Source organism: Nocardiopsis potens DSM 45234, assembly GCF_000341105.1.
Taxonomy (GTDB): domain Bacteria; phylum Actinomycetota; class Actinomycetes; order Streptosporangiales; family Streptosporangiaceae; genus Nocardiopsis_A; species Nocardiopsis_A potens.
On sequence record NZ_ANBB01000061.1, the window covers coordinates 43,447 to 69,466 of the forward strand.

At 76.0% G+C, this 26,020-nt stretch carries 8 protein-coding genes; 7 read left to right on the plus strand and 1 reads right to left on the minus strand.

Annotated features, from left to right (window positions below; all coding sequences use genetic code 11):
* Positions 1-118: 118 nt before the first annotated feature.
* The 5 genes from D459_RS0124405 to D459_RS0124425 all read left to right on the plus strand — a co-directional run bounded on the left by D459_RS0124405 (position 119) and on the right by D459_RS0124425 (position 5,119).
* Entirely contained in the window at positions 119-1,468 is a 1,350-nt protein-coding gene (locus D459_RS0124405) for an NDP-hexose 2,3-dehydratase family protein (RefSeq protein WP_017595626.1), read from the plus strand.
* A gap of 3 nt (positions 1,469-1,471) precedes the next feature.
* Entirely contained in the window at positions 1,472-2,596 is a 1,125-nt protein-coding gene (locus D459_RS0124410) for a DegT/DnrJ/EryC1/StrS family aminotransferase (protein ID WP_017595627.1), read from the plus strand.
* A 59-nt stretch (positions 2,597-2,655) separates the two neighbouring features.
* Positions 2,656-3,399, plus strand: a complete 744-nt coding sequence (locus tag D459_RS32650) for a class I SAM-dependent DNA methyltransferase (protein ID WP_017595628.1) — start codon at positions 2,656-2,658, stop codon at positions 3,397-3,399.
* Between the two features lie 101 nt (positions 3,400-3,500).
* The gene (locus tag D459_RS0124420; RefSeq protein ID WP_026120727.1) at positions 3,501-4,103 is read left to right on the plus strand and encodes a dTDP-4-dehydrorhamnose 3,5-epimerase family protein; all 603 of its coding nucleotides are present in this window, start codon (positions 3,501-3,503) and stop codon (positions 4,101-4,103) included.
* Complete coding sequence (locus tag D459_RS0124425) at positions 4,100-5,119, plus strand: NAD-dependent epimerase/dehydratase family protein (RefSeq protein WP_206540798.1); 1,020 nt, start codon at positions 4,100-4,102, stop codon at positions 5,117-5,119. Before D459_RS0124420 ends, D459_RS0124425 begins: the two co-directional genes overlap by 4 nt.
* A gap of 1,719 nt (positions 5,120-6,838) precedes the next feature.
* On the opposite strand, the gene D459_RS37420 is transcribed toward D459_RS0124425, so the two are convergent.
* Positions 6,839-9,802 carry a helix-turn-helix transcriptional regulator gene (locus D459_RS37420; protein ID WP_017595631.1) on the minus strand — a complete coding sequence of 988 codons (2,964 nt, stop codon included), beginning with the start codon at positions 9,800-9,802 and terminating at the stop codon, positions 6,839-6,841.
* A 743-nt stretch (positions 9,803-10,545) separates the two neighbouring features.
* Between D459_RS37420 and D459_RS37120 the strand changes: the two genes are divergently transcribed.
* Positions 10,546-24,108: a type I polyketide synthase gene (locus D459_RS37120; protein ID WP_017595632.1), complete on the plus strand. Its 13,563-nt coding sequence runs from the start codon at positions 10,546-10,548 to the stop codon at positions 24,106-24,108.
* A gap of 52 nt (positions 24,109-24,160) precedes the next feature.
* The coding region (locus D459_RS0124440; protein ID WP_026120728.1) for a type I polyketide synthase at positions 24,161-26,020 on the plus strand (1,860 nt) is incomplete at its 3' end.

A 26,020-nucleotide genomic window follows, 5' to 3' on the forward strand; every position in this document is an offset into this window, starting at 1 on the left:
ACAGGGCGGGGACTCTGACCACGTCCCCTGCCCGCGCCTCACGGCCGACGTCCTTCCGCAGCGCCGAGGAGCGCGGCGGCCCGACCGTCGGTACGGCCACCGCGCAGGGAGAGGGCACATGTTCACCGATCTGAGCGAGTTCCACGCCTGGTTCGCCCACCGGCACCGGGAGCAGAGGCACCGGGTCACCAGGATCGACCTGGACCGGATCGAGGGGTGGTCCGCCGACCCCGTGACCGGGAACCTCTCCCACCGCACCGGCCGGTTCTTCACCGTGGAGGGACTGGACCTGACCGGCTCCGGGCGCGGGGCGGAGGCCTGGCAGCAGCCGATCATGGTCCAGCCGGAGCGGGGCGTCCTCGGCATCCTGGTCAAGGACTTCGGCGGCACCCCGCACTGCCTGCTCCAGGCGAAGATGGAGCCGGGCAACGTCAACGGCCTCCAGCTCTCACCGACCGTGCAGGCCACGGAGAGCAACATCTCCGGGGTGCACGGCGGCAGGGCGGTGCCCTACCTGGACCACTTCGCCGCCCCCAGGAGCGGCCGGGTGCTCTCCGACGTCCTCCAGTCCGAGCAGGGCTCGTGGTTCCTCACCAAGCGCAACCGGAACATGATCGTCCGGGTCGACGAGGACGTCCCCGTCCTGGACGACTTCTGCTGGCTGAGCTTCGCCCAGATCGGCGCCCTCCTCCGGGTGCCCGACCTGGTCAACATGGACGTCCGCACCGTCCTCGCCGGCGCCGCGGCCCTGCGGCTGCGGGAGGGCGGCGCGGCGGCGGGCACCTTCCGCGGCGCGCTGGCCCGCTCCTGGCGGGCGGAGTACTCCCTGCACTCGATGGTGGAGGTGCTCAGCTGGTTCACCGAGGCGAAGGGGCGGTGCACCCTGACCCGGCGCTCCGTCCCCCTCGCGAAGGTCGAGGGCTGGCGGCACCGGGACGGCGCCATCGTGCACGAGCGGGGCCTGCACTTCTCCGTCATCGGCGTGTCCGTGGAGGGCGGCGGCCGCGAGGTGCCCGGCTGGCAGCAGCCGATGTTCGAGCCCCGGGGCCAGGGCGTCATCGCCATGCTGGTGCGGCCCATCGGCGGCGTGCTGCACCTCCTGGTCCAGGCCCGGATCGAGACCGGCTCCCTGGACGGCGTGGAGATGGCGCCCACGGTCCAGTGCCGGCCGGAGAACTACGACGGGCTCCCGGAGGAGCGCCGCCCCCTGTTCCTGGACGAGGTCCTGGGCGCGCCGGCCGAGCGGATCCGGTTCGACGCCGTCCTCTCCGAGGAGGGCGGGCGCTTCTACCACGCGCGCAACCGCTACCTCATGGTCGAGGCCGGGGACGGCTTCCCGCTCGACGTCCCCGACGACTACGCCTGGATCACCCTGCGGCAGATGACCGAGTTCGTGAAGTACGGCCACCACCTGAACGTCGAGGCCCGGAGCCTGCTGACGTTCTGCGGGTTCTACGAGGAGGAATGACGAGTGACCACCCAGGTCTGGGACTACCTCCCGGAGTACGGGACGGAGCGGGAGGACATCCTCGACGCGGTGCGGAAGGTCTTCGCCAGCGGCCGCCTCGTGCTCGGGGAGAGCGTGCGGGGCTTCGAGGAGGAGTTCGCCGCCTACCACTCCGCCGCGCACTGCGTCGGCGTGGACAACGGCACCAACGCCGTGCGGCTGGCGCTGGAGGCGCTCGGGATCGGCCGCGGGGACGAGGTGATCACCGTCTCCAACACCGCGGCGCCCACCGTGGTCGCCATCGACGGGACCGGGGCCGTGCCCGTCTTCGCCGACGTGCGCGCCGAGGACCACCTGATCGACCCCGCCCTGGTCGAGGCCGCGGTCACCCCGCGCACCAAGGCCCTCGTCCCGGTCCACCTGTACGGGCAGTGCGCCGACATGGAGCCGCTGCTGGACATCGCCCGCCGGCACGGGCTGGCGGTGGTGGAGGACTGCGCGCAGGCGCACGGCGCGCGCCGGAACGGGGCGCTCGCCGGGACGCTGGGCGACGCCGCGGCCTACTCGTTCTACCCGACCAAGGTCCTGGGGGCCTACGGGGACGGCGGCGCCGTGCTGACCGGCGGCGCGGAGACCGCGGCCGCCCTCCGCCGGCTGCGCTACTACGGGATGGAGGACGTCTACCACGTCGAGCGCCTCCCCGGCCACAACAGCAGGCTCGACGAGGTGCAGGCCGAGATCCTCCGGCGCAAGCTCACCCGGCTGGACTCCTACATCGGGCGCCGCCGGGAGGTCGCCCGCCGCTACGAGGAGGGGCTCGGCGACGTCTGCGGGCCCGGCGGCCTCGAACTGCCGGCGACCTCCCCCGGCAACGAGCACGTCTACTACGTGTACGTCGTCCGCCACCCGCGGCGCGACGAGATCCTCCGGCGGCTGCGGGAGGAGTACGACATCGCGCTGAACATCAGCTACCCGTGGCCGGTGCACACCATGCGCGGCTTCGCCCACCTGGGGATCGCGGAGGGCTCCCTGCCGGTGACCGAGTCGCTGGCGCGGCGGATCTTCTCGCTCCCGATGTACCCCTCGCTGCCCGAGGCGGTCCAGGACCGGGTGATCGCCTCCCTGCGCGAGGTCCTGCGGACCCTGTAGGGCCCCGAGGCCGAGACCGCGGGGGCGGGACCCCCTCAGGAACGAGTGAAGGTGAGAGCGTGTACGGAGCGGAATTCACCGAGATCTCCGATCTCGTGTACCGGGGCCGGGGCAAGGACTACCGGGCCGAGGCCGAGTACATCGGGGGGCTGGTCCGCGGCAGGATGCCGGGCGCGGCCTCGCTGCTCGACGTCGGCTGCGGGACCGGCGCCCACCTGGAGGCGTTCGAGGAGTCGTTCGGCGACGTCGCGGGGCTCGACGCGTCCAAGGACATGATCGAGGCCGCGCGGGCGAAGGGCCTGCGGGCCGCCCTGCACCAGGGGGACATGTGCGACTTCGACCTCGGCCGGTCGTTCGACGCGGTGACCTGCCTGTTCGGGTCGATCGGCCACCCCGAGTCGTTCGACCGGCTGGCCGATGCGCTGCGCTGCTTCGCCCGGCACCTGGCCCCCGGGGGCGTGGCGGCGGTCGACCCCTGGTGGTTCCCGGAGACCTTCCTGGACGGGTACGTCTCCGCCGACGTCGTCACCGAGGGGGAGCGGACCGTCGCCCGGGTCTCGCACTCCGTGCGCGACGGCGGCGGCTCGCGGATGGAGGTGCACTACACCGTCGCGGACCGGGGGTCGGGCGTCCGGCACTTCTCCGAGACCTACACGGCCCGGCTGTTCACCAGGGCGCAGTACGAGGCCGCGTTCGCGGGCGCGGGCCTCGACGCCGAGTACATCGAGGGGGTCCAGCAGGGCCGCGGCCTGTTCCTGGCGGTGCGCCGCCCGGCCCCCGCCCCCGAGTCCACCGAAGACTGAGCGAAAGGCGGAACGACGTGTCCGACCACGTGTCCGATGACGTGTCCGGGGCCCGGCGGCCGCAGCGGCCGCACTCCCCCGCCCTGGTGGAGACCGAGACGATGAGCGCGCGGGCGCTGGAGGTCGAAGGGGCCTTCGAGTTCACCCCGAAGGCCTTCCCGGACGAGCGCGGCGTCTTCGTCGCCCCGTTCCAGGAGCCGGCCTTCACCGAGGCCGTGGGCGGCCCCCTGTTCCCCGTGGCCCAGTCGAACCACAGCAGGTCGAAGCGGGGCGTCGTGCGCGGGGTCCACTTCACCGCGACTCCCCCGGGGACCGCCAAGTACGTCTACTGCCCGCGCGGGAGGGCTATCGACATCGTGGTCGACATCAGGACCGGCTCCCCGACGTTCGGCCGGTGGGACTCGGTCCTGCTCGACCAGGACGGCTTCCGGGCGATGTACCTCCCCGTGGGCGTGGGCCACGCGTTCATCGCGCTGGAGGACGACACCGTGATGTCCTACCTGCTCTCCGGCTCCTACGTGGCCGAGAACGAGCTGGCGGTCTCCCCGCTGGACCCCGGGCTCGGCCTGCCGATCCCGGAGGACGTCGCCCCGGTCCTGTCCGCCCGCGACCGGGCCGCGCCCACCCTCGCCGAGGCCGAGGCCCGCGGCCTGCTCCCCTCCTACGCCCGCTGCCGGGAGATCGGGGAGGAGCTGTGGCGGTGACCGACCCCCAGTCCCGGTCCCGGCCCCTGATCGCCGTCCTCGGCGCCTCGGGCTTCATCGGCTCCTGGGTCGCCGAGGAGCTCTCCCGGCGGCCGGTCCGGCTCAGGCTCGTGGCGCGGGGGCCGGTGCCCGAGCCCTCCGGCGGCGCGGCCCGCGTCGAGGTGCGCAGCGCCGACCTCACCGCCGGCGGCGAGCTCGCCCGCGCCGTCGAAGGCGCCGACGCGGTCGTCCACCTGGCGGCCAGGCTCGGCGGCGCGACCGGCTGGCGGGCGGCCGGCGGCGACGGCGGCGCCGAGCGGGTGAACGTCGGCCTGATGCACGACCTGATCGCCGCGGTGCGCGACCGCCGCACGGCGGGCCCGCCGCCGGCGGTCGTGTTCGCGGGGACGACGACCCAGGTCGGCCTCGCCGACCGGACCCGGCTCGACGGCACCGAGCCGGACCGGCCCCGGAGCGCCTACGACCGGCACAAGCTCTCCGCCGAGCAGGCCCTGAAGGCGGCCACCGCCGAGGGCGCGGTCCGCGGCGCCTCCCTGCGGCTGCCGACCGTGTTCGGGCAGGCCCGCCACCCGGCGGCGCGGGACCGGGGGGTGGTCTCCTCGATGGCCCGCCGCGCGCTGGGCGGCGAGGCCCTGACCATGTGGAACGACGGCACCGTGCTCCGCGACCTGGTGCACGTCCGCGACGTGGCGCGCGCCTTCGCGGCCGCACTGGACCACGCCGACGCCCTCGCGGGCGGGCACTGGCTGGTCGGTACCGGCCGCGGGGCCCGGCTCGGGGACGTCTTCTCCGACATCGCCCGGCTCGTCTCCGAGCACGCCGGCCGTCCCCCCGTCCCGGTCCTCTCGGTCGAACCGCCCGCCCAGGCCGAGGAGACCGATTTCCGCAGCGTGGAGATCGACCCGTCGAGATTCCACACCGCCACCGGCTGGCACCCCGAGATCCCCCTGCAAGAGGGACTCCGCCAGACCGTCTCCGCCCTCGCAGCCCAGGACACCCGGACACCCCACCCGTAACCGGGCACGACGCCCCCAGGGCGAGGTTCACCCAAGCAGCAGCGACGGAAGGGGGCGGCCGGCCGGCCGGTTGGGCGCGGCGCCCCGCGGGGCCGGGGTTCAGGCCGGCGGCGAAGGCGTCGGTGGGCACCGGCCGGTCGGTCCAGCGCGGCACCTCACGGAGCGAAGGTCAAGACCGGCAGCGGCGGCGGGAGAGGGACCGGCCGGTCGGTTGGGCACGGCGCCCCGCGGAGTACAGGTCAAGACAGGCGGCGACGGCAAGGGTAGGGCCGGGGCGCAGACCTCGCCCGGGCGCGGCGCCTCACGGGGTGACGGTTCAAACCGGCAGCGACGGCGAAGGCAGGGGCGGGGCGCAGGCGGTCGCCCGGGCGCGGCGCCCCACGGAGCGAAGGTCCAAGCGGGCAGCGAAGGCGAGGAGTGGAGACCGGCCAGTCGGTCGGGTGCGGCGTCTCGCGGAGTGCAGGTCCAGACGGGCGGCGACGGCAGCGGTAGGGGCGGGGCGAGGGTGGTCGCCCGGGCGCGGCGCCCCGCAGGGCGGGGGTTCAAGCAGGCGGCGAAGGCGGGAGCGGAGTGGTGCCCCGGCGCAGGGAGCCGGCCCGCTTGCCCGGGCCCGCCAGGGGGTCTTATCCCTATATGCCTGGTTTGCGGCGGGGATCGGGCGGGAGCGGGGGCGCCCTGCGCGCCGCGAGAGCACCCCGATTACATCTACCAGCGAGTAGTAAGCCCCCAAGCCCCCACCATCCCCTCACCGATCACCCAGAGTGGCCAAAGCGGGTCCTTCCAGGAGAGCAAAAGCGACATCTCGCCCTCGCGCCATCCCTCCCCGGGTTCCGGCCCCCTGCTTCCCGGCCTTGCGGGCGGCTCGAACCCCCGAACACCGGCCCGACCGGGGCGATTCGGGCCTCTCGGGGGCCGATCCGGGCCGGGATGCGCGCCCGGGAATCACCGAGGTGCTCTCGCGGTGCGCAGGGCGCCCCACCCCACCATCACCCTGCGTATTCATCCAGGTCAAAGAGGTGTAGCGATTTCAGAGGCGGTCGGCCCCGGCGCCCGGGCGACACGGAAACGGCGAACCCGCCACCCCGGCCCGCCCCGACCGCCCCACCCCGCTCTGCCGCACCCGACCGACCAGCCGGTTCCCCTGCCCGCCGTCGCCGCCCGCTTGAACCCTCACCCCGTGGGGCCCGTGCCCGGGCGACCGCCTCCACCACGCCCCTGCCGCTGCCGTCGCCGCTGCTTGAACCTTCGCTTCACGGAGCGCCGCGCCCGACCGACCGGCCGGTGTCCACCGCTGCCCTCGCTGCCCGTTTGAGCCCCCGCCCCGTGAGGCACCGCGCCCGGCCAGGGCGCCCGACCGCGCCCCTGCCTACGCCGTCGCCGCCGGTCTGAACCTTCGCTCCGCGAGACGCCGCACCCGACCGACCAGCCGGTGCCCACCGCCGCCGTCGCCGCCCGCTTGAACCCTCACCCCGTGGGGCCCGCACCCGACCGACCAGCCGGTCCCCACCGCCGCCGTCGCCGCCGGTCTGAACCTTCGCTCCGTGAGGCGCCGCGCCCGGGCGACCGCCTTCGCCCCGCCCCTGCCTGCGCCGTCGCCGCCCGCTTGAACCCTGGCCCCGTGGGGCGCCGCGCTCGAGTGGGGGCTCCCGCTCTTCTCCCCTTCCCCTCTTTCCTCTTGCGGTGATGTTGATGTCGGGGATCAGGGAGGGGCGGGCGGGGTCAGGGGGCCAGGGTGCCCTCTTGGTGGATCAGGTCGGTGGGGAGGTCGCGCCGGCGGGCCACCTTCAGTTTTCGGTAGACACGGGTCAGGTGCTGCTCGACCGTGCTGACCGTGATCCACAGCCGGTTGGAGATCTGCCGGTTGGTCAGCCCGCGGGCCGCGAGGGCGGCCACCCGCAGTTCGGCCTCGGAGAGCGTCTCGCTGTAGGGGGCGCCCCGGCCCGGGCCGTTCGCCGGGGCGGACTCCGGGAGGGCGCCCTTCCCGGGGTCCTGGAGCGCCGCGCCCGGGCGGGCCTCGGCGCCCGCTTCGCCCGGCTCGGCGCCGCCGGGCCGCGCCGCGGCGCCCGGCAGGATCTCCTCGCGCAGGACCCGGGCCCCGCAGGCGTCCGCCGTCTCCCAGGCCGCGCGCGCCGTCGTGTGCGCCCTGCGGGTGTCCCCGCTCCCCTGCTGGAGGCGGCTCAGGTCGTGCAGTGCGCGGGCCAGCTCCAACCGGTCACCGCCCACCCGCAGCGCCTCGACGGCCTCGGTGAGCAGCCGCTCGCGGTCGCCGGGGTCCGCGCACTCCGCGAGCAGTCGGAGGGTCGCGCCGCGGGTGCGGTGCTGCCCGGCCCCGATCCGGCCGGACTGCGCCCCGATCAGGCGCCGCGCCTGCTCCCGGTCGCCCAGCCGCAGCTGCACCTCGGCGGCCGCGGCCCGCCACGGCACCACCGAGGGCCGGTCCATGCCCCAGTCGAGCATGTACTCCCCGCACTGCATGAACTCGCCCAGCGCCGCGCGGTTCCGGCCGGTCGCCGCCCAGTACCGGCCGCGCGCGTACATGTAGTGCAGGCCGGGGCGGGAGACCAGCATCTCCTCGGCCACCGGCCGCTGCAGCAGCCGCTCGGCCTCGTCGTACTCGCCGACCGCGGTGTGGGCCATGACCATGACCGCCATCGGGCCGCCCACCGCCAGGCCGCTGCTCTCCGGCGTGATGTAGGTCAGCGAGAACCGGGCGTTGGCCATCGCGCTGCGCAGGTCGCCCTGGCGCAGCGCCACCTCCGCGCGGACCGCCGCGAAGATCGCCTCCCAGCCGGGCGACCGGCGCTCCGCCGCCTCGTCGCGCAGCGAGTCCGACCAGTAGGCGGCCCGCTCCAGGCGGTCCGAGTAGACCATCGCGAGCAGGGCCGACTCCACCGCGGCGTAGGTCTTCTCCGACAGCCGCGACCGCTCCAGCACCTGTTCGGCGCGGACCAGCACCGACCCGTCGGGGTCGCCGTACAGCACGTCGTGCAGCGCGGAGAAGGCGGTGAACCGGAGCCCGGAGGAGCGCACCGCGCCCGTCTCGGCGCCCATCCGGGCGCTGACGAACGTCCCGCCGCCGCCCCCGGCGCGCGGCGGCGCGGCCGGGGGCTCCGCGCGGGACGCGCCGGCGGACCGGGCGGGCAGCCTCCGCAGCAGCAGCGGCACCCAGCAGGACAGCCACATCTCGGCGATGCGGAACTCCGGGTCGTCCTGCGCGTCGGCGTCCGCGCCGATGTCGATCAGCGCCTTGCGCGCCTCCGCGATGCGGCCGTACCAGACCAGGCAGACCACCAGCAGCAGCGCCTGCGGGGTGCCCAGCAGGCCGCGCTCCCAGAGCCGGTCCAGCAGGGCGAAGCGGCGCGCGGCCACCGCCGGGGCGCAGCGCCAGGACGCGGCGATGAGCAGGGCGCCCAGGCGGATCAGGGTGTCGTCCTCGGTCGCCGAGTGCACCGCCTGGTCCAGGCAGCTCACCGCCAGGTCGATCCGGTCCTCGGCCATGGCCTGCTCGGCGGCCCGCTCCAGCGCCGCCAGCGCCCACGGCGCGTCGCCCCACTTGGCGGCGACCAGGTGCGTGGCGACCAGCAGCGCGGACTCGCCCTCCTCGTGCAGCAGCTCGGCGGCGCGCAGGTGCATGTCCTGCCGGGCGTCCTCGGGGATGTCGCCGAGGACGGCGTCGCGCGCGGCGGGGTGGCAGAGCTCGTCCCCGTCGAGCAGCCCCATCGCGGTCAGTTCGTGCAGGTGGCGGCTGACGGAGCCGCCCTCGATGCCTTCCAGCCGCTCGATGAGCGGGGCCCCGACCGGGCCGGCGACCGCCAGCCAGCGGGCGGTGCGCAGCGCGCCGGGCTCGCTGCGGTAGAGGCAGGTGAGGACCGCCTGCGCGTAGGCCTCGCCGGTGACCAGGGCGCCGTCGCAGCCGTCGTGGCAGCCGTCCTCCCCCGGCCCGCGCAGGCCGCGCTCGGCCTCGTGGTCCTGTACCAGCGCGCGCACGAACAGCGGGCTGCCGCCGCTGGCGTCGTGGTAGGCGGGCGCCTGGCGGGCCGCCGCCTCCTCGGGGAAGGAGTCGGCCAGCACCCGGCGGACCCCGTCCGGCGACAGGCGGGGCAGCCACAGCGCGTGGCAGTTGGGCATCCGCATGAGCGCGCTGCGGAACATCTGGTACTCCGGCCACGAGCCCACCCGCTCGCTGAACAGGAACCCGAGCGGGCGCGAGAGCCCGTTCTGGGCGAAGTGCATCAGCACCTGCCGGGAGGCCGGGTCGACGTGGTGGATGTCGTCGGCGACGAGCAGCACCGGGGCGTTGGAGGGCGACCTCAGCAGCCTGCACATATCGCGCAGGTGGTGGGCGTGGAGCGGCTCCTCGGCGGAGCAGGGGGCCTCCTCCGCGGCCCTCGCCGCCTCTTCGACCGCCCGGGCGGCCTTCTCCGCCTCTTCGGGCGTCATGGCCGCGCCGCTGATGAGCTGTTCGATGAAGGCGAGGGGGAGGCGGCGGTCGGCCACGGCCCCCTGGCCCGCGATGACGTTGCCCCCGACCGAGCGCGCGTATCCCCGCGCCTCGCGCAGGAGCTCGGTCTTTCCGCTTCCGGCGGCGCCCGAGACGAGGGCGATCTGACCGTCACCGGCGAAAGAGGCGTCGATGACAGATCTCAGCGAATCGAGTTCACGCGACCGTTCGACGAGCCTCACCAACACACGTCCTCCGTGTCCGTCCGAGGCGTTCCACGATTACCTGGGGTTAAATGGGCTGGGCGAATCGACTCTACCCACACGTGTCGAAGCGGCGGCGGATATGAATTGGCGGGTGAATGCGGGGGCGGCGCCGAACGGAGCGCACCAAGAGGGAGAATGCGGATCCGTGTCCGAGCGGTCACCGAACGTGCGTTCATGGCCGCTTTCGGTCGTGTGGCTTCGGTCACATCTACTGTAGAGTCGCCACCGAACCCTCACCACACCGGCCCCACCGCGTCAAGTTCTCCCTCCCGCACCGGGTTCCGGGCGACCGATCGGCACCGGGACCCGCTCTCCGGACACCACCCCGCCCGGTGTTCCACCCCCACACCCCGATCCGCACCGCGGAAAACGACACCCCCTATTCCCCGGCCCCGGATAGGGGTGCCTGAGGGGTTGCCCCCGAAGCCGACAGGTCACGCGGGAAGCCGCTGGTTAGGGGTTGTCCGGCCGCCCCCGACTCCGTAGCGTCCGGTGGCGGCGATAACGGAATGGCGCGCCCCCGACCCCGAGGCCGGAGGCGCCCCTCCGAAGGCGGAGAAACACCGGAGCGAACAATTCCTTTCGAAATGAATAAGGAATACCCCGGCGCGGAACCGCGGACCGGCGGGCGCGAATTCCGCGAATCGCCGAACTGCGTCCCGAGCGGATCGATGGGGGTCTGGAAAGCGATGGAAGACCGTCAGGAAGACCGGCGACCCGTGACCGCCCCCACCGGAGCGGGCGGCGGCATCGCCGTCATCGGCCTGGCCTGCCGCTTCCCCGGCGCCCCCGGCCCCGCCGCACTGTGGGACCTGCTGCGCGGCGGGACCGAGGCCGTGCGCGACACCCCCGCCGACCGCTGGAACGCCGAGGACCTCTACTCGCCCGACCCCGACGCCCCCGGCCGCGTGCCCACCCGCCGCGGCGCCTTCCTCGACGCGGTCGACCGGTTCGACGCCGCGTTCTTCGGGATCTCGCCGCGCGAGGCCGCCGCCATGGACCCCCAGCAGCGGCTCGTCCTGGAACTGGGCTGGGAGGCCCTGGAGCACGCGGGCGTCCCGCCGGCCTCCCGCCGCGGGACCGGGGTCGGCGTGTTCGTCGGCGCGATCTGGGACGACTACGCCTCGCTGCTGCAGCGCGAGGGCGCCGAGGAGTTCGACCGGCACACGCTCACCGGCACGCACCGCGGCATGATCGCCAACCGGCTCTCCTACGCCCTCGGGCTGCGCGGCCCCAGCCTCGTCATCGACTCCGGCCAGTCGTCGTCCCTGGTCGCGGTGCACGCCGCCTGCCAGAGCCTGATCCGCGGGGAGGCGGACCTCGCGCTCGCCGGCGGCGTGAACCTCAACATCGCCCCCGAGAGCGCCGTGGCCGAGGCCCGGTTCGGCGCCCTGTCCCCGGACGGCCGCTGCTACACCTTCGACGCCCGCGCCAACGGCTACGTGCGCGGCGAAGGCGGCGGCCTGGTGCTGCTCAAGCCGCTCGCGCGCGCCCGGGAGGACGGCGACCGGATCCTCGCGGTCATCCGCGGCAGCGCGGTGAACAGCGGCGGCGCGGAGAAGGGCATGACCGTGCCCGACACCGACGCCCAGGCCGAGGTCCTGCGCACCGCCTACGAGCACGCCGGCGTCGACCCCGCGCACGTGGGCCACGTCGAGCTGCACGGCACCGGCACCCCCGTCGGCGACCCGATCGAGGCGGCCGCCCTCGGCGCGGTCCTCGGCGGCGCCCGCCGCGCCGAGGGCCGGCCTCTGCCGGTCGGCTCCGTCAAGACCAACATCGGGCACCTGGAGGGCGCGGCGGGCATCGCGGGCCTGATCAAGACGGTGCTGGCGCTGCACCACCGCGAACTCCCGCCCAGCCTGAACTTCGCCACCCCCAACCCCGAGATCCCCCTGGACGAGCTGCGGCTGCGCGTCGTCACCGAGCGGGAACCGCTCGAAGCCCCGCCCGGCGGCGCGGCGCGAACGGCCGGTGTGAGCTCCTTCGGCATGGGCGGCACCAACTGCCACGTCGTCCTCTCCGAGGAGCCCGGCGGCGCCCCCGCCCGGGCCGGTGCCGCTGAGAGCGGCCCTCGAACCGCGCTCCCGACCGCCCCCTGGCTCGTGTCCGGCAAGAGCGCGGACGCCCGCGACGCCCAGGTGGAGCGGCTCGGGGACTTCCTGACCGAGAACCCTGGCCTGGACCCGGTCGACGTGGGCTTCTCGCTGGCCACCGGGCGCTCGGTCTTCGAGCACCGCGCCATGTCCATCCAGGGCGAGGAGTGGGTGCGCGGCTCGGTCGCAGGGCGGGGGCGAACGGTGTTCGTCTTCCCCGGGCAGGGGTCCCAGTGGCTCGGGATGGGCGCCGAACTCCTCGACTCCTCCCCGGTCTTCGCCCAGGCCATCGCCGAATGCGAGACCGCGTTCTCCGGGCTGGTCGACTGGTCGCTCACCGACGTGCTGCGCGGCGCCGACGGCGCCGCCTCCCTGGACCGGGTCGACGTCGTCCAGCCGGCCCTGTTCGCGATGATGGTCGGCCTGGCCAAGGTCTGGCGGTCCCTGGGCGTGCAGCCCGACGCGGTGCTGGGCCACTCCCAGGGCGAGATCGCCGCCGCCCACGTGGCAGGGGCGCTCTCGCTGGAGGACGCCGCACGCGTGGTCATCCTCCGCTCCCCGGCGCTGCGCGCGCTCGCCGGATCGGGCGGCATGGTCTCCATCGCCGCACCCGCCGATGACGTCGAAGAACTCATCGGATCCCGGACCGGACTGTCCATCGCGGTGCTCAACGGCCCGAGCGCCACCGTCGTCTCCGGCGACGCGAACCTCCTCGACGGACTCATCGACGAATGCGAGAAGACGGGCCTGCGCGCCCGCCGCGTCCCCGTCGACTACGCCTCCCACTCCCCCCACGTCGAACGCATCCAGGACGAGCTACACGAACTGCTCGCAGAGATCTCTCCCCGGCGCGGCGAGGTCGCGTACTACTCGGCCACCGACAACACCTGGGTCGAGGACACCACGGCCCTCGGCCCCGACTACTGGTACCGCAACCTGCGCGAACCGGTCCTCTTCGGCCCCGCGGTGGAGACCCTGAGGAACGAAGGACACCTCTTCTTCATCGAGGCCAGCCCCCACCCCGTCCTCCTCATGGCACTCCCCGACGACGTCGTGGGGACGGGGTCGCTCCGCCGCGACGAGGGCGGACTCGACGGCCTCCTCCTCTCCGCCGGAGAAGCCTGGACCAACGGCCTCACCATCGACTGGGCCAACCTGTTCGCGAACACCGGCGCCAAAACGGTCGACCTGCCCACCTACGCCTTCCAGCGCCGCCGGCACTGGTTCACCGACGCCCTCCCCGACACCGCCGACGTTCCCGCCGACGCCGGCGGCTCCCCCCTGGCCGAGCGCCTCGCCGGGCTTTCCGCCGATGAGAAGTCCCGGCAGGTCCTCGACCTCGTCCTCTCCCAGGCCGCCGCCGTACTGGGCTACGAGTCCACCGGCGAGATCGACACCGGCTCCACGTTCCGAGACCTCGGATGCACCTCACTGGCCGGCGTCGAGCTGCGCAACCGGATCGCCGCCTCGTCTGGGCTCCGACTCCCCAGCTCCCTGGTCTTCGACCACCCGACGCCGGACGTGCTCGCGGCGCACCTGCTGGAAGAGATCGAAGGCGGGGCCTCCGCCGTCCACGCCGGCGGCTCGAAGGGTGCGGCGGCGTCCCCTCTCCAGGACGACGAACCGATCGCGATCGTCGGCATGGCCTGCCGACTGCCCGGCGGCGTGGATTCCCCCGAGGACCTGTGGCGGCTCGTCGCCTCCGGCACCGACGCGATCGCCGAGTTCCCAGGCGACCGCGGCTGGGACACCGAGTCCCTGTACGACCCGGACCCCGAGCGGACGGGCACGAGCAGCGTCCGCCACGGCGGGTTCCTGGACGACGCCGCCGGGTTCGACGCCGCGTTCTTCGGGATCTCGCCGCGCGAGGCGCTGGCCATGGACCCCCAGCAGCGGCTGATGCTGGAGACCTCCTGGGAGGCGCTCGAACGGGCCGGGATCCCGCCGATCTCCCTGGCCGGAGCCCAGGTCGGCGTCTTCACCGGCGCCATGGCCCAGGACTACGGCCCCCGGCTCCAGGACGCCGTGGACGCCTCCGCGGGGCGGCTGCTCACCGGCACCACGACGAGCGTGCTCTCCGGCCGCGTCGCCTACACCCTCGGCTTGGAGGGTCCGGCGCTGACCGTGGACACGGCGTGCTCGTCGTCGCTGGTGGCGCTCCACCTGGCGGTGCAGGCGCTGCGCCGGGGCGAGTGCGACATGGCGCTGGCCGGGGGCGTCGCGGTCATGGCCACGCCCGGCATGTTCATCGAGTTCAGCAGGCAGCGCGGGCTGGCGCCGGACGGGCGCTCCAAGGCGTTCGCCGCCGGCGCCGACGGCACGAGCTGGGCCGAGGGCGCCGGCGTCCTCCTCGTCGAGCGGCTGTCGGACGCGCGCCGCAACGGCCACCGGGTGCTGGCCGTCGTCAAGGGCAGCGCGATCAACCAGGACGGCGCGTCCAACGGTCTGACCGCGCCGAACGGGCCTGCGCAGCAGCGGGTGATCCGCGCCGCGCTGGCCGACGCCCGGTTGGAACCGGCCGACGTGGACGCCGTGGAGGCGCACGGCACCGGCACCCGGCTCGGCGACCCGATCGAGGCCCAGGCGCTGCTCGCCGTCTACGGCCGGGAGCGCGGCGACACCGCCCCGCTCCGGCTCGGCTCGCTGAAGTCGAACATCGGCCACGCCCAGGCCGCCGCCGGCATCGCCGGGCTCATCAAGATGGTGCTGGCGCTGCACAACGGCGTCCTGCCGAAGACCCTGCACGTCGACGAGCCCACCCCGGAGGTCGACTGGGACGCGGGCGCGGTCGAACTCCTGGCGGATGAGGCCCCCTGGACCGGCGCGGCCGGCCGGCCGCGCCGGTTCGGGGTGTCCTCGTTCGGGATCAGCGGCACCAACGCCCACGTCATCGTCGAAGAGGCCGGAGAGAACGCCGGGGACGCCCCGGAAGACGCCCGTCCCCTCCCGAAGGCCCTGCCCGCGGCCCCCTGGATCCTGTCCGCCAAGAGCGGCGAGGCGATCGAGGAGCAGATCGGCCGCCTCGCGGACCTGCTCGACGAGCGTGCGGGGCTGAGCCCGGTCGATGTGGGCTTCTCCCTGGCCACCGGCCGCTCGGTGTTCGAGCACCGGGCGATGTCGCTCCAAGGCGAGGAGTGGGTGCGCGGGTCGGTCGCCGGCAAGGGGCGGACGGTGTTCGTCTTCCCCGGGCAGGGCTCCCAGTGGATCGGCATGGGCGCCGAACTGCTCGACTCCTCCCCTGTCTTCGCCCGGACCATCAACGAATGCGAAGCGGCCTTCTCGGGGCTGGTGGACTGGTCGCTGACCGCCGTGCTGCGCGGCACCGACGGCTCCGCCTCCCTGGACCGGGTGGACGTGGTTCAGCCCGCCCTGTTCGCCACCATGATCGGCCTGGCCGAGGTCTGGCGCTCCCTCGGTGTCGAGCCGGACGCGGTGCTGGGCCACTCCCAGGGCGAGATCGCCGCCGCCTGCGTGGCAGGGGCGCTCTCGCTGGAGGACGCCGCACGCGTGGTCATCCTGCGCGCCCAGGCGCTCAAGGCCCTGGCCGGGTCCGGCGGGATGGTCTCCATCGCCGCACCCAAGGACCAGGTCGAACAGATCATCGCAGGGCGGGAAGGGCTGTCCATCGCGGTGGTCAACGGCCCCAGTGCGACCGTCGTCTCCGGCGACGCGAACCTCCTCGACGGACTCGTCGAAGAGTGCGAGAAGACGGGCCTGCGCGCCCGCCGCGTCCCGGTGGACTACGCCTCCCACTCCCCCCACGTCGAGCGGATCCAGGACGAGCTGCGCGAACTGCTCGCCGGCATCCGGCCGCGCCGCGCGGACATCCCCTTCTTCTCCTCACTGGAGGGCGACTGGATCGAGGACACCACGGCCCTCGGCCCCGACTACTGGTACCGCAACCTGCGCCACCCCGTCCTCTTCGGCCCTTCCGTGGAGGCGCTGAAGGAGCAGGGCCACCTCTTCTTCATCGAGACCAGCCCCCACCCCGTCCTCCTCATGGCACTCCCCGACGACATCGTCGGCACCGGATCGCTCCGCCGCGACGAGGGCGGACTCGACCGCCTCCTCCTCTCCGCCGGAGAAGCCTGGACCAACGGCCTCGACGTCGACTGGGCGAGCCTGTTCGCGAAGACCGGCGCCAGGGCCGTCGACCTGCCCACCTACGCCTTCCAGCGCGAACGCTACTGGCTCGCTCCCCCGCCCCGGCCCGCGCTCTCCGGGGGCGGCGACACCGTTTCCGGAACCGGGGGGACCGCCGCCGATTCTCCGCTCGACGCCTGGGGGTACCGCGTCGTCTGGACGCGCTCCTCCTCCGCCGCGCGCATCCCCCGGACGCGGCTCCAGGGCCGCTGGCTTCTGGCCGTCCCCTCCGCCCTCTCCGGGGCCGACGGCTCTGCCACCGACGGCTCTGCCGCCACCCCCCCTGCTGCGGGCGGCTCTGCTGCGGACACCGCCGGCGCGCTGCGCGGTGCGGCCGCCGGCATCGACCGCGCCGTGCGGGCCGCGGGCGGGTCGACGTGCGCCGTCGCCGTCGGCCCCGAGGACGGCAGGCAGGCCATCGCCGACGCCGTCCGCGCCGCCGCCCTCGCCGAGGGCGCGGAGGGCCCCGAGGACGGCTCCTCCGGGCCCGGGCCGTTCGCCGGGGTGGTGTCCCTGCTCGGGACCTCCCCGGACGGCTCCGACCCCGCCGGGGAGGAGGCTTCGCCGGTGCCGGCCACCGCGCTCGCCTCGACCGTCCTGCTGATCCAGGCGCTCCGCGACGCCGGCGTCGCCGCGCCGCTGTGGTGCGTGACGCAGGGGGCGGTCGGCACCGGGAGAGCGGACGCCCCGCCCTCTCCCGAGCAGGCGATGCTCTGGGGGCTGGGCCGCGTCGCCGCCCTGGAGCACCCGGGGTCCTGGGGCGGCCTGATCGACCTGCCCGCAGTGCCGGATCCCGCATCCGGGCCCGCCGTTCCCGAGACCGCCGAGCCCGAAGCCGCTGAGCCCGTAGCCGCCGCATCCGAGGCCGCCGTTCCCGAAGTTGCCGCACCCGGCGCGGAAGGCGCTCCCGACCGCGCCTCGGAGCGCACCGGGAACCGCGCCGCAGAGCGCGCCGCGGACCGCGCCGTCGCCGCCGTGCTGGGCGGCGCCTACGGCGACGAGGACCAGGTCGCCGTGCGCCCCTCGGGCGTCCTCGTGCGCCGCCTGGTCCGCGCCCCGCTGGCCGACCGGTCCCCGGTCCGCACCTGGTCGCCCGAGGGGACGGTGCTGGTCACCGGCGCGTTCGGGGCGCTCGGCGGCCACCTCGCCCGGTGGGTCGCTTCGCGCGGCGCGCGGCGCATCGTCCTCGCCGGCCGCCGCGGGGCCGAGACGCCCGGCGCCGCCGCCCTCGTCGCCGAGCTGGAGGCGTCGGGCGCGCAGGTGACCGCGGTCGCCTGCGACGTCGGCGACCGCGACCGGGTCGCGGAGCTGATCGGCGGCCTGCGGGACGGCGCGGACGGGCCCCGGCTCACCGCCGTCGTGCACGCCGCCGCGCAGCTGGACGACGGCCTGGTGGAGTCCCTCCGCCCCGAGCAGGTCGCCCGCGTCCTGCACGCCAAGGCGGCCGGCGCCCGCCACCTCGACGCGCTCACCCGCGACCTCGACCTCGACGCGTTCGTCCTGTTCTCCTCGGTCTCCGCGACCCTCGGCCTCCCCGGGCAGGGCAACTACGCGCCCGGCAACGCCTACCTGGACGCCCTCGCCGAGGAGCGCCGCGCCGCCGGTCGGCACGCGCTGAGCGTCGCCTGGGGCCCCTGGGCCGGCGGCGGGATGGCGGCGGAGGGCTCGGTCGGCGAGCGGCTGCACCGGCACGGCCTGCCGTCGATGGACCCCGAGTCCGCGCTGGAGCTGCTCGACCGCGCCGTGGCCTGCGACGAGACCGTGCTCACCGTGGCCGACATCGAGTGGGAGCGGTTCTTCTACGCCTACACGGTCGACCGGGCGCGCCCCCTCGTCCAGGACCTTCCGGAGGTGCGCCGGCTGCGGGAGCGCGAGGCGCCCGCGCCGGAGGAGTCCGCGGCGCCCGCCGCGCCGCTCGCCCGCCGCACCGCCGGGGCCGGCGCCGAGGAGCGCGACCGGGCGCTGCTGGAGGCCGTCCGCAGCGAGGTCGCCGGGGTGCTCGGCTTCTCCGGGCCCCGGGACGTCCGCCCCGACCGCCCGTTCAAGGAGATCGGGTTCGACTCGATCACCGGGGTCGAGCTGCGCAACCGCCTCAACGCCGCCACCGGGCTGCGGCTGCCGGCGACGGCCGTGTTCGACCACCCGACCCCCGCGGAGCTGGCCGCGCACGTCCGCGCCGAGCTCTTCGGCGACGACCCGGAGCCCGGCGCCGCCCCCGGAGCGGCCGGAGCCGGCGGGGCCGGCGGCGGGACCGGCGACGACCCGGTCGCCATCGTCGCGATGGCCTGCCGCTACCCGGGCGGCGTCCGCAGCCCGGAGGAGCTGTGGGAGCTGCTCGCGCGGGGCGGCGACGCCACCTCCGGGCTGCCCCGCGACCGCGGCTGGGACCTGGAGTCCCTGGTCGACCCGGACCCCGCGCACAGCGGCACGACCTACGCCGACCGCGGCGGGTTCCTGCACGACGCCGCCGAGTTCGACCCGGCGTTCTTCGGGATCTCCCCGCGCGAGGCGCTGGCCATGGACCCGCAGCAGCGGCTCCTGCTGGAGGCGTCCTGGGAGGCGTTCGAGCGCGCCGGGATCGTCCCCGAGTCGCTGCGCGGCAGCCGCACCGGCGTCTTCGTCGGCCTCAGCTACCAGGACTACGCCGCCCGCATGCCCCGCGCCCCCGAGGAGGTCGAGGGGTACCTGCTGACCGGCAGCACGCCGAGCGTGGCCTCCGGCCGCATCGCCTACACCTTCGGCCTGGAGGGGCCCGCGGCGACCATCGACACCGCGTGTTCGTCGTCGCTGGTGGCGCTCCACCAGGCGGTGCGGGCGCTGCGCAGCGGCGAGTGCGACATGGCGCTGGCCGGCGGCGTGGCGGTGATGTCCACACCGGCGATGCTGGTGGACTTCAGCCGCCAGCGCGCGCTGGCGCCCGACGGGCGGTGCAAGGCGTTCGCGGCCGGCGCCGACGGGTTCGGGCCGGGCGAAGGGCTGGGGCTGCTCCTGGTCGAGCGGCTGTCCGACGCCCGCCGCAACGGGCACGAGGTGCTCGCCGTGGTCCGCGGCACCGCGGTCAACCAGGACGGCGCGTCCAACGGGCTGACCGCGCCGAACGGCTCCTCGCAGCAGCGGGTGATCCGGGCCGCGCTGGACGACGCGGGGCTCGCCCCCGGCGACGTCGACGCGGTGGAGGCGCACGGCACCGGGACCGCCCTGGGCGACCCGATCGAGGCCCGGGCGCTCCAGGCGGTCTACGGCAGGGAGCGGCCGGAGGGGCGCGCCCTGGCCGTCGGGTCGGTCAAGTCCAACATCGGGCACGCGCAGGCCGCGGCGGGCGTCGCCGGGGTCATCAAGATGGTCGAGGCGATGCGGCGCGGGCCGCTGCCGCGCACCCTGCACGCCGAGGAGCCCAGCCGGCACATCGACTGGGACTCCGGCGGGCTCGCGCTGCTCTCCGAGCCGGCCCCCTGGCCGGAGACGGGGCGGCCGCGCCGGTCGGCGGTCTCCTCGTTCGGGATCAGCGGGACCAATGCGCACGTCGTCCTGGAGCAGGGCCCGGCCGGGTCCGCGGCCGGGGAGGCCGCCGGGGCGCCGGAGGAGGACGCGGACGCCCGGCCGCTGCCGCTGGTGCTCTCCGCCCGGTCGCCCGAGGCGCTGCGCGGGCAGGCCGCGGCCCTCCGCGACCACCTCGACCGGGCCGCCGCCGGGGAGGCGCCCGGCGGCCGGGACGGGGACGAGCAGGGCCGGGACGGCCGGGGCGGGGGCGCGCCCTCCGGGGCGCCGCGGATGCCCGACCTCGCCCGCACCCTGGCCACGGAGCGCACCGCCTTCCCGCACCGCGCGGTCCTGCTGCCCGGCGGCGCCGGCGACGCGCGCGGCCTGCTCGACGCGCTGGCGTCCGGCGGCACCGCCCCCGGCCTGCACCTCGGCACCGCTCAGGAGGGCGCGACCGCGTTCCTCTTCTCCGGGCAGGGCAGCCAGCGCGCCGGGATGGGGCGCGGCCTCCACCGCCGCTTCCCGGTGTTCGCGCGGGCGCTGGACGAGGTGTGCGCCCGGTTCGACGCCCACTTGGACCTCCCGCTGCGCGACGTGATGTTCGCCGAGGAGGGCACCCCGGAGGCCGCCGAGCTGCACCGCACCCGCTACACCCAGTGCGCGCTGTTCGCGCTGGAGACCGCCCTGTACCGGCTCGCCGAGTCCTGGGGGCTCGGCGCCGACGTGCTGATCGGCCACTCCATCGGCGAGCTGGCCGCCGCGCACGTGTCCGGTGTCCTCGACTTGGACGACGCGTGCACGCTGGTGGCCGCCCGCGGCCGGCTGATGCAGGGGCTCCCCGAGGGCGGCGCGATGCTCGCGGTGCAGGCCGCCGAGGAGGAGGTGGCGCCCTACCTGGAGGGCCGCGAGGCCGCCCTGGGCGTCGCCGCCGTCAACGGCCCGTCCGCGGTGGTGCTCTCCGGCGACGAGGAGGCGGTCGCCGAGGCGGAGCGGCACTGGTCGGGCGAGCGGGGCCGGAAGACCCGGCGGCTGCGGGTCAGCCACGCCTTCCACTCGCCGCGGATGGAGCCGGTGCTGGAGGAGTTCCGCGCGGTCGCCGAGCGGCTCGACTACCGGCCCCCGCGGATCCCGGTCGTCTCCAACCTCACCGGCCGCACCGCCTCCGCCGAGGAGCTGGCCGACCCCGGCTACTGGGTGCGCCACATCCGGCACGCGGTCCGGTTCCGCGACGGCGTGCGCGAGCTCGCCGCCCGCGGTGTCACCGCCTACCTGGAGCTGGGCCCCGACGGTGTGCTGACCGCGATGGCGCGGGACTGCCTGGACGGCGCCCCCGAGGGCTCCCCCGGCGCCGGCGGGAGCGCCGAGACCGGAGGGGCCGGCGGCGGTCCGCTGCTGCTGCCCGCGCTGCGGCGCGGCCGCGACGAGGCGGAGACCGCCGCCGCCCTGCTGGCCGCCGCGCACGTGCACGGCGCCGGGCCCGACTGGGAGGCGTTCTTCGCCGGGAGCGGCGCCCGCCGCACTGCCCTGCCCACCTACGCCTTCCAGCGGCGCCGCCTCTGGCTGGACGCGCCCGACCAGGGTGCGGCCGGGCCCGGCGCCGAAGGGCTCGGCCTGGAGGAGGTGGACCACCCGCTGCTGCGCGCCGCCCTGCCGCTGCCGGACGGGGAGGGGGCGGTGCTCACCGGTCGGCTGTCCCTGCGCGCGCAGCCGTGGCTGGCCGACCACGCCGTCGCGGGCGGCGCCCTGCTGCCCGGAACCGCCTTCGGCGAGCTCGCGGTGCGGGCCGCCGAGCAGGCGGGCGGCGGGACGGTCCGCGAACTCACCCTCGAAGCGCCGCTCCCGCTCGCCGAGGGGGAGGACGCGGCGCTGCACGTGGCGGTCTCCGCGGCCGGCGCCGACGGTTCCCGGTCGGTGAGCGTGCACGCGCGCCCCTCCGACGCCGGGCCCGGCGAGCCGTGGACCCGGCACGCCTCCGGCACGATCGCCGCCGGGCCCGCGCCGGACCCCGCCTCCCCCGCCCCGGAGGGACCGGCGGCCTGGCCGCCGGCCGGGGCGCGGCCGGTCCCGCTCGACGGGCTGTACGAGGGGTTCGCCGAGACCGGACTGGAGTTCGGCCCCTCCTTCCAGGGCCTGCGCGCGGTGTGGCGGGGCGGGGACGCGGTGTTCGCCGAGGTCGCCCTGGCCGAGGAGGCGCACGCCGACGCCGCCCGCTGCGCGATCCACCCCGCGCTGCTGGACTCCGCCCTGCACGCCATCGCGGCGGGCGGGCTCGGCCCCGGCGACGGGGGGATCCGGCTGCCCTTCGTGTGGAGCGGCCTCACCGTGCACGCCCCCGGGGCCGTGCGCGCCCGCGTCCGGATCGAGCCGCTCGGCGACGACGCCGTGTCGGTCCTGCTCTCCGACGACCGCGGGCGGCCCGTGGCCGAGGTCGAACGGCTCACCCTGCGCCGCGCCGCCCCCGAGTCGCTGAACCGCGCGGCCCGCGGCGGCCTGCTGTACCGGGTGTCATGGGACCCGGTCGCCGCCCCGCCCGCCGAGGACGCCGCCGGTGCCCCGGTCACGGTACTGGCCACCGGCGGGGACGGGGCCGAGGGCCTCGCCGCCGCGCTGGAGGCCCGGTGGCCGGGCGTCCGGGTCCAGAGCGGCGGCGCCGATGGGGCGGCGCCGGAGGGCACGGTCGTCGTTCCGCTGCCCGGCGGGGGCGACGTGCACGGGGCGGCGCGCGCCGCGCTCGGGCTCGTCCAGTGGTGGATCGGCGCGGACGCCGAGAGAGAGGGCAGGCTGGTGCTGGTCGCCCGGGGGGCGGTCGCCGCCGGCGGCGATCCCGCGCCCTCGCCCGCGGCCGCGGCGGCCTGGGCGCTGGTCCGCTCCGCGCAGACCGAGAACCCGGGGCGGTTCGGGCTGGTCGACCTGGACGGCGACCCCGCCTCGCTCCGCGCCCTCCCCGACGCGGTCGCCTCCGGCGAGCCGCAGCTGGCCGTCCGGCGCGGCGGCGTCCTCGCCGCCCGGCTCGCACCGGCCGAGGCCGGCGGCGCCGACGGCAGAGCGGACACCGGCGCCGGATCCACGGACGGCGGCGCCGAGCGGCCCGAGCCCTCCGTGTTCCGGCCCGGCGGGACCGTGCTGATCACCGGCGCCGGCGGGACCCTCGCCCGGGTACTCGCCCTGCACCTGGTCCGCGAGCACGGCGTGCGGCGGCTGCTCCTGCTCGGCCGGCGCGGCCCCGACGCCCCCGGGACCGGCGAGCTCACCGCCGAACTCGCGGCCGAAGGCGCCGAGGTGCACGTCGCCGCCTGCGACGCCGCCGACCGCGACGCCCTCTCCCGGGTCATCGCCGAGATCCCCGCCGAGCACCCGCTGAGCGCGGTCGTGCACGCCGCGGGCGTGGTCGACGACGGCATCGCCGCCGCCCTCGCCCCCGAGCGCCTGGCCCCGGTGCTCCGCCCCAAGGCGGACGCCGCCCGGCACCTCGACGACCTCACCCGCGGTCTCGGCCTCGACGCGTTCGTCCTCTTCTCCTCCGCGGCCGGCGTGTTCGGCACCGCGGGGCAGGCGTCCTACGCCGCCGCGAACGCCGCGATGGACGCCCTGGCCCGGCGGCGGGCCGAGGCGGGGCACCCCGCCCTCTCCCTCGCCTGGGGCATGTGGGCCGAGCGCAGCGCCATGACCGGCGGACTCGGCGCCGCCGACCTGAAGCGGATGCGCCGGTCCGGCATCGGCGCGCTGGAGACCGGTGAAGGGCTCGCCCTGTTCGACGCCGCGCTGCGCGGCGGCGGGCCGGTCCTGCTGCCGATGCGGATCGACGCGGCCGGGCTCCGGCGCGAGGCCGCGTCCGGCGCCGAGGTGCCCGCCCTGCTGCGGAACCTGGTGCGGGCCGCCCCGCCGCGCCGGAGCGCGGCCCCCGCCGGCCCCGCGGTGGACGGCGACGGCGGCGGCGACGCCCCGGGCACCCCCGCGCTCCTCGCGCTGCTGCACGGCGCCGACGACCGCCGGCGCGCGCTCCTGGAGGCGGTGTGCGCCGAGGCCGCCGGGGTGCTCGGCCACCCGTCGAGCGCCGCCATCGACCCGGACGAGGGGTTCATGGACGCCGGTTTCGACTCGCTGACCGCCGTCGAGCTGCGCAACCGGCTCGGCGCCGCCGCCGGGACCAAGCTGCCCGCGACGCTGGTGTTCGACTACCCGACGCCCGCCGCGCTCGCCGGCTTCCTCGACGAGGAGCTGCCGCAGAGCGGCGGGGAGCCCGCCGGGGGCGGCGAGCGGTCCGCCCCCGCCACCCCGGGCGAGGCGATCGCCGAACTCGACCGGATGGCCTCGGCGCTCGCGGCCCCGGAGGGCCCGGTCGGCCACGAGGACCGCGCCGCGCTCGCCAAACGGCTCCGGACCCTGGTCGCCCTGGTCGAGGACCCGGCGTGGGGCTCCGACCGGCGCGAGGCCGGCCCCGGCGGCGGGGCCGCCGGGGCGGACGGCCCGACAGGCGGGACCGGCGCGGGCGGGACCGACATCAGCACGGCATCGGCCGACGAACTGTTCGACCTCCTCGACGGGGAGCTCAGTGAGCCCTAAGCACCTCCAGGACGACAGCACAACCGCCCGTAGGACCACTCAGGGGGACGGCGTGTCAACGGTGAACGAAGAGAAGCTGCTCGAATACCTGCGGCGGGCGACCGCCGACCTCAAGGAGGCCCGCGGGCAGGTTCGCGAGCTGCAGGAGCGCGCCCACGAGCCGGTCGCGATCGTCGGCATGGCCTGCCGCCTCCCCGGCGGCGTGGAGTCCCCCGAGGACCTGTGGCGGCTCGTCGCCTCCGGCACCGACGCCGTCACCGGCTTCCCCGACGACCGCGGCTGGGACCTGGACGCCCTCTACGACCCCGACCCCGACGCCCCGGGCACCAGCTACGTCCGGGAGGCCGGCTTCCTGCACGGCGCCGCCGACTTCGACCCCGGGGTGTTCGGGATCTCGCCGCGCGAGGCGCTGGCCATGGACCCGCAGCAGCGGCTGCTGCTGGAGGTCTCCTGGGAGGCGTTCGAGCGGGCGGGCATCCCCGTCGCCTCCGCGCGCGGCACCCGCGCGGGCGTGTTCGCCGGCGTCATGTACCACGACTACGCGGCGCGGCTGAACGGGGTGCCCGAGGGCGTCGAGGGCTACCTGGGCACCGGCAACTCCGGCAGCGTGGCCTCGGGCCGCATCTCCTACACGCTGGGGCTGGAGGGCCCGGCGGTCACCGTGGACACCGCCTGCTCGTCGTCGCTGGTGGCGCTCCACCTGGCGGTGCAGGCGCTGCGGAACGGCGAGTGCGACATGGCGCTGGCCGGCGGGGTCGCGGTCATGGCCACGCCGGACACCTTCATCGAGTTCAGCAGGCAGCGCGGGCTGGCGCCGGACGGCCGGTGCAAGTCGTTCGCCGCGTCGGCCGACGGCACGAGCTGGTCCGAAGGCGCATCGATGCTGCTGGTGGAGCGGCTGTCGGACGCGCGCCGCAACGGCCACCGGGTGCTGGCGGTGGTGCGCGGCAGCGCGGTCAACCAGGACGGCGCCAGCAGCGGGCTGACCGCGCCGAACGGTCCCTCCCAGCAGCGGGTGATCCGCGCCGCGCTGGCCGACGCCGGGCTCTCCACCGGCGACGTCGACGCCGTCGAGGCGCACGGCACCGGCACCCGGCTCGGCGACCCGATCGAGGCCCAGGCGCTGCTCGCCGTCTACGGCCGGGGGCGGGAGGGGGCGCCGCTGCGGCTGGGGTCGCTGAAGTCGAACGTCGGCCACACGCAGGCGGCGGCGGGCGTCGCCGGGCTCATCAAGATGGTGATGGCGCTGCGCGGCGGTGTGCTGCCGAAGACGCTGCACGTCGACGAACCGACGCCGGAGGTCGACTGGGACGCGGGCGCGGTCGAGCTGCTCACCGAGGAGATGCCCTGGCCCGCCCGGGAGGACGGGGGCGGCGGAGAGGACGGAGACGCCGGGCGGCCGCGCCGGTTCGGGGTCTCCTCGTTCGGCGTCAGCGGCACCAACGCCCACGTCATCGTGGAAGAGCCGTCCGCCGCTCCGGAGCCCGCCCCGGACGACCCGGAAGAACGGGGCGCCGCCCCCTCCGCGGTTCCGTGGCTCCTCTCCGCCCGCAGCGCGGACGCCCGCGACGCCCAGGTGGAGCGGCTCGGGGACTTCCTGACCGAGAACCCTGGCCTGGACCCGGTCGACGTGGGCTTCTCCCTGGCCACCGGGCGCTCGGTCTTCGAGCACCGCGCCATGTCCATCCAGGGCCGGGAATGGGTGCGCGGCTCGGTCGCAGGGCGGGGGCGGACGGTGTTCGTCTTCCCCGGGCAGGGGTCCCAGTGGATCGGCATGGGCGCCGAACTCCTCGACTCCTCCCCCGTCTTCGCCCAGGCCATCAACGAATGCGAGACCGCGTTCTCCGGGCTGGTCGACTGGTCGCTCACCGACGTGCTGCGCGGCGCCGAAGGCGCCGCCTCCCTGGACCGG

What these genes read in the sequence shown, in the direction of transcription:
- D459_RS0124405 (WP_017595626.1), top strand. Translation starts at nt 119, where the DNA reads ATGTTCACCGATCTGAGCGAGTTCCACGCCTGGTTCGCCCACCGGCAC.
- D459_RS0124420 (WP_026120727.1), top strand. Translation starts at nt 3,501, where the DNA reads ATGAGCGCGCGGGCGCTGGAGGTCGAAGGGGCCTTCGAGTTCACCCCG.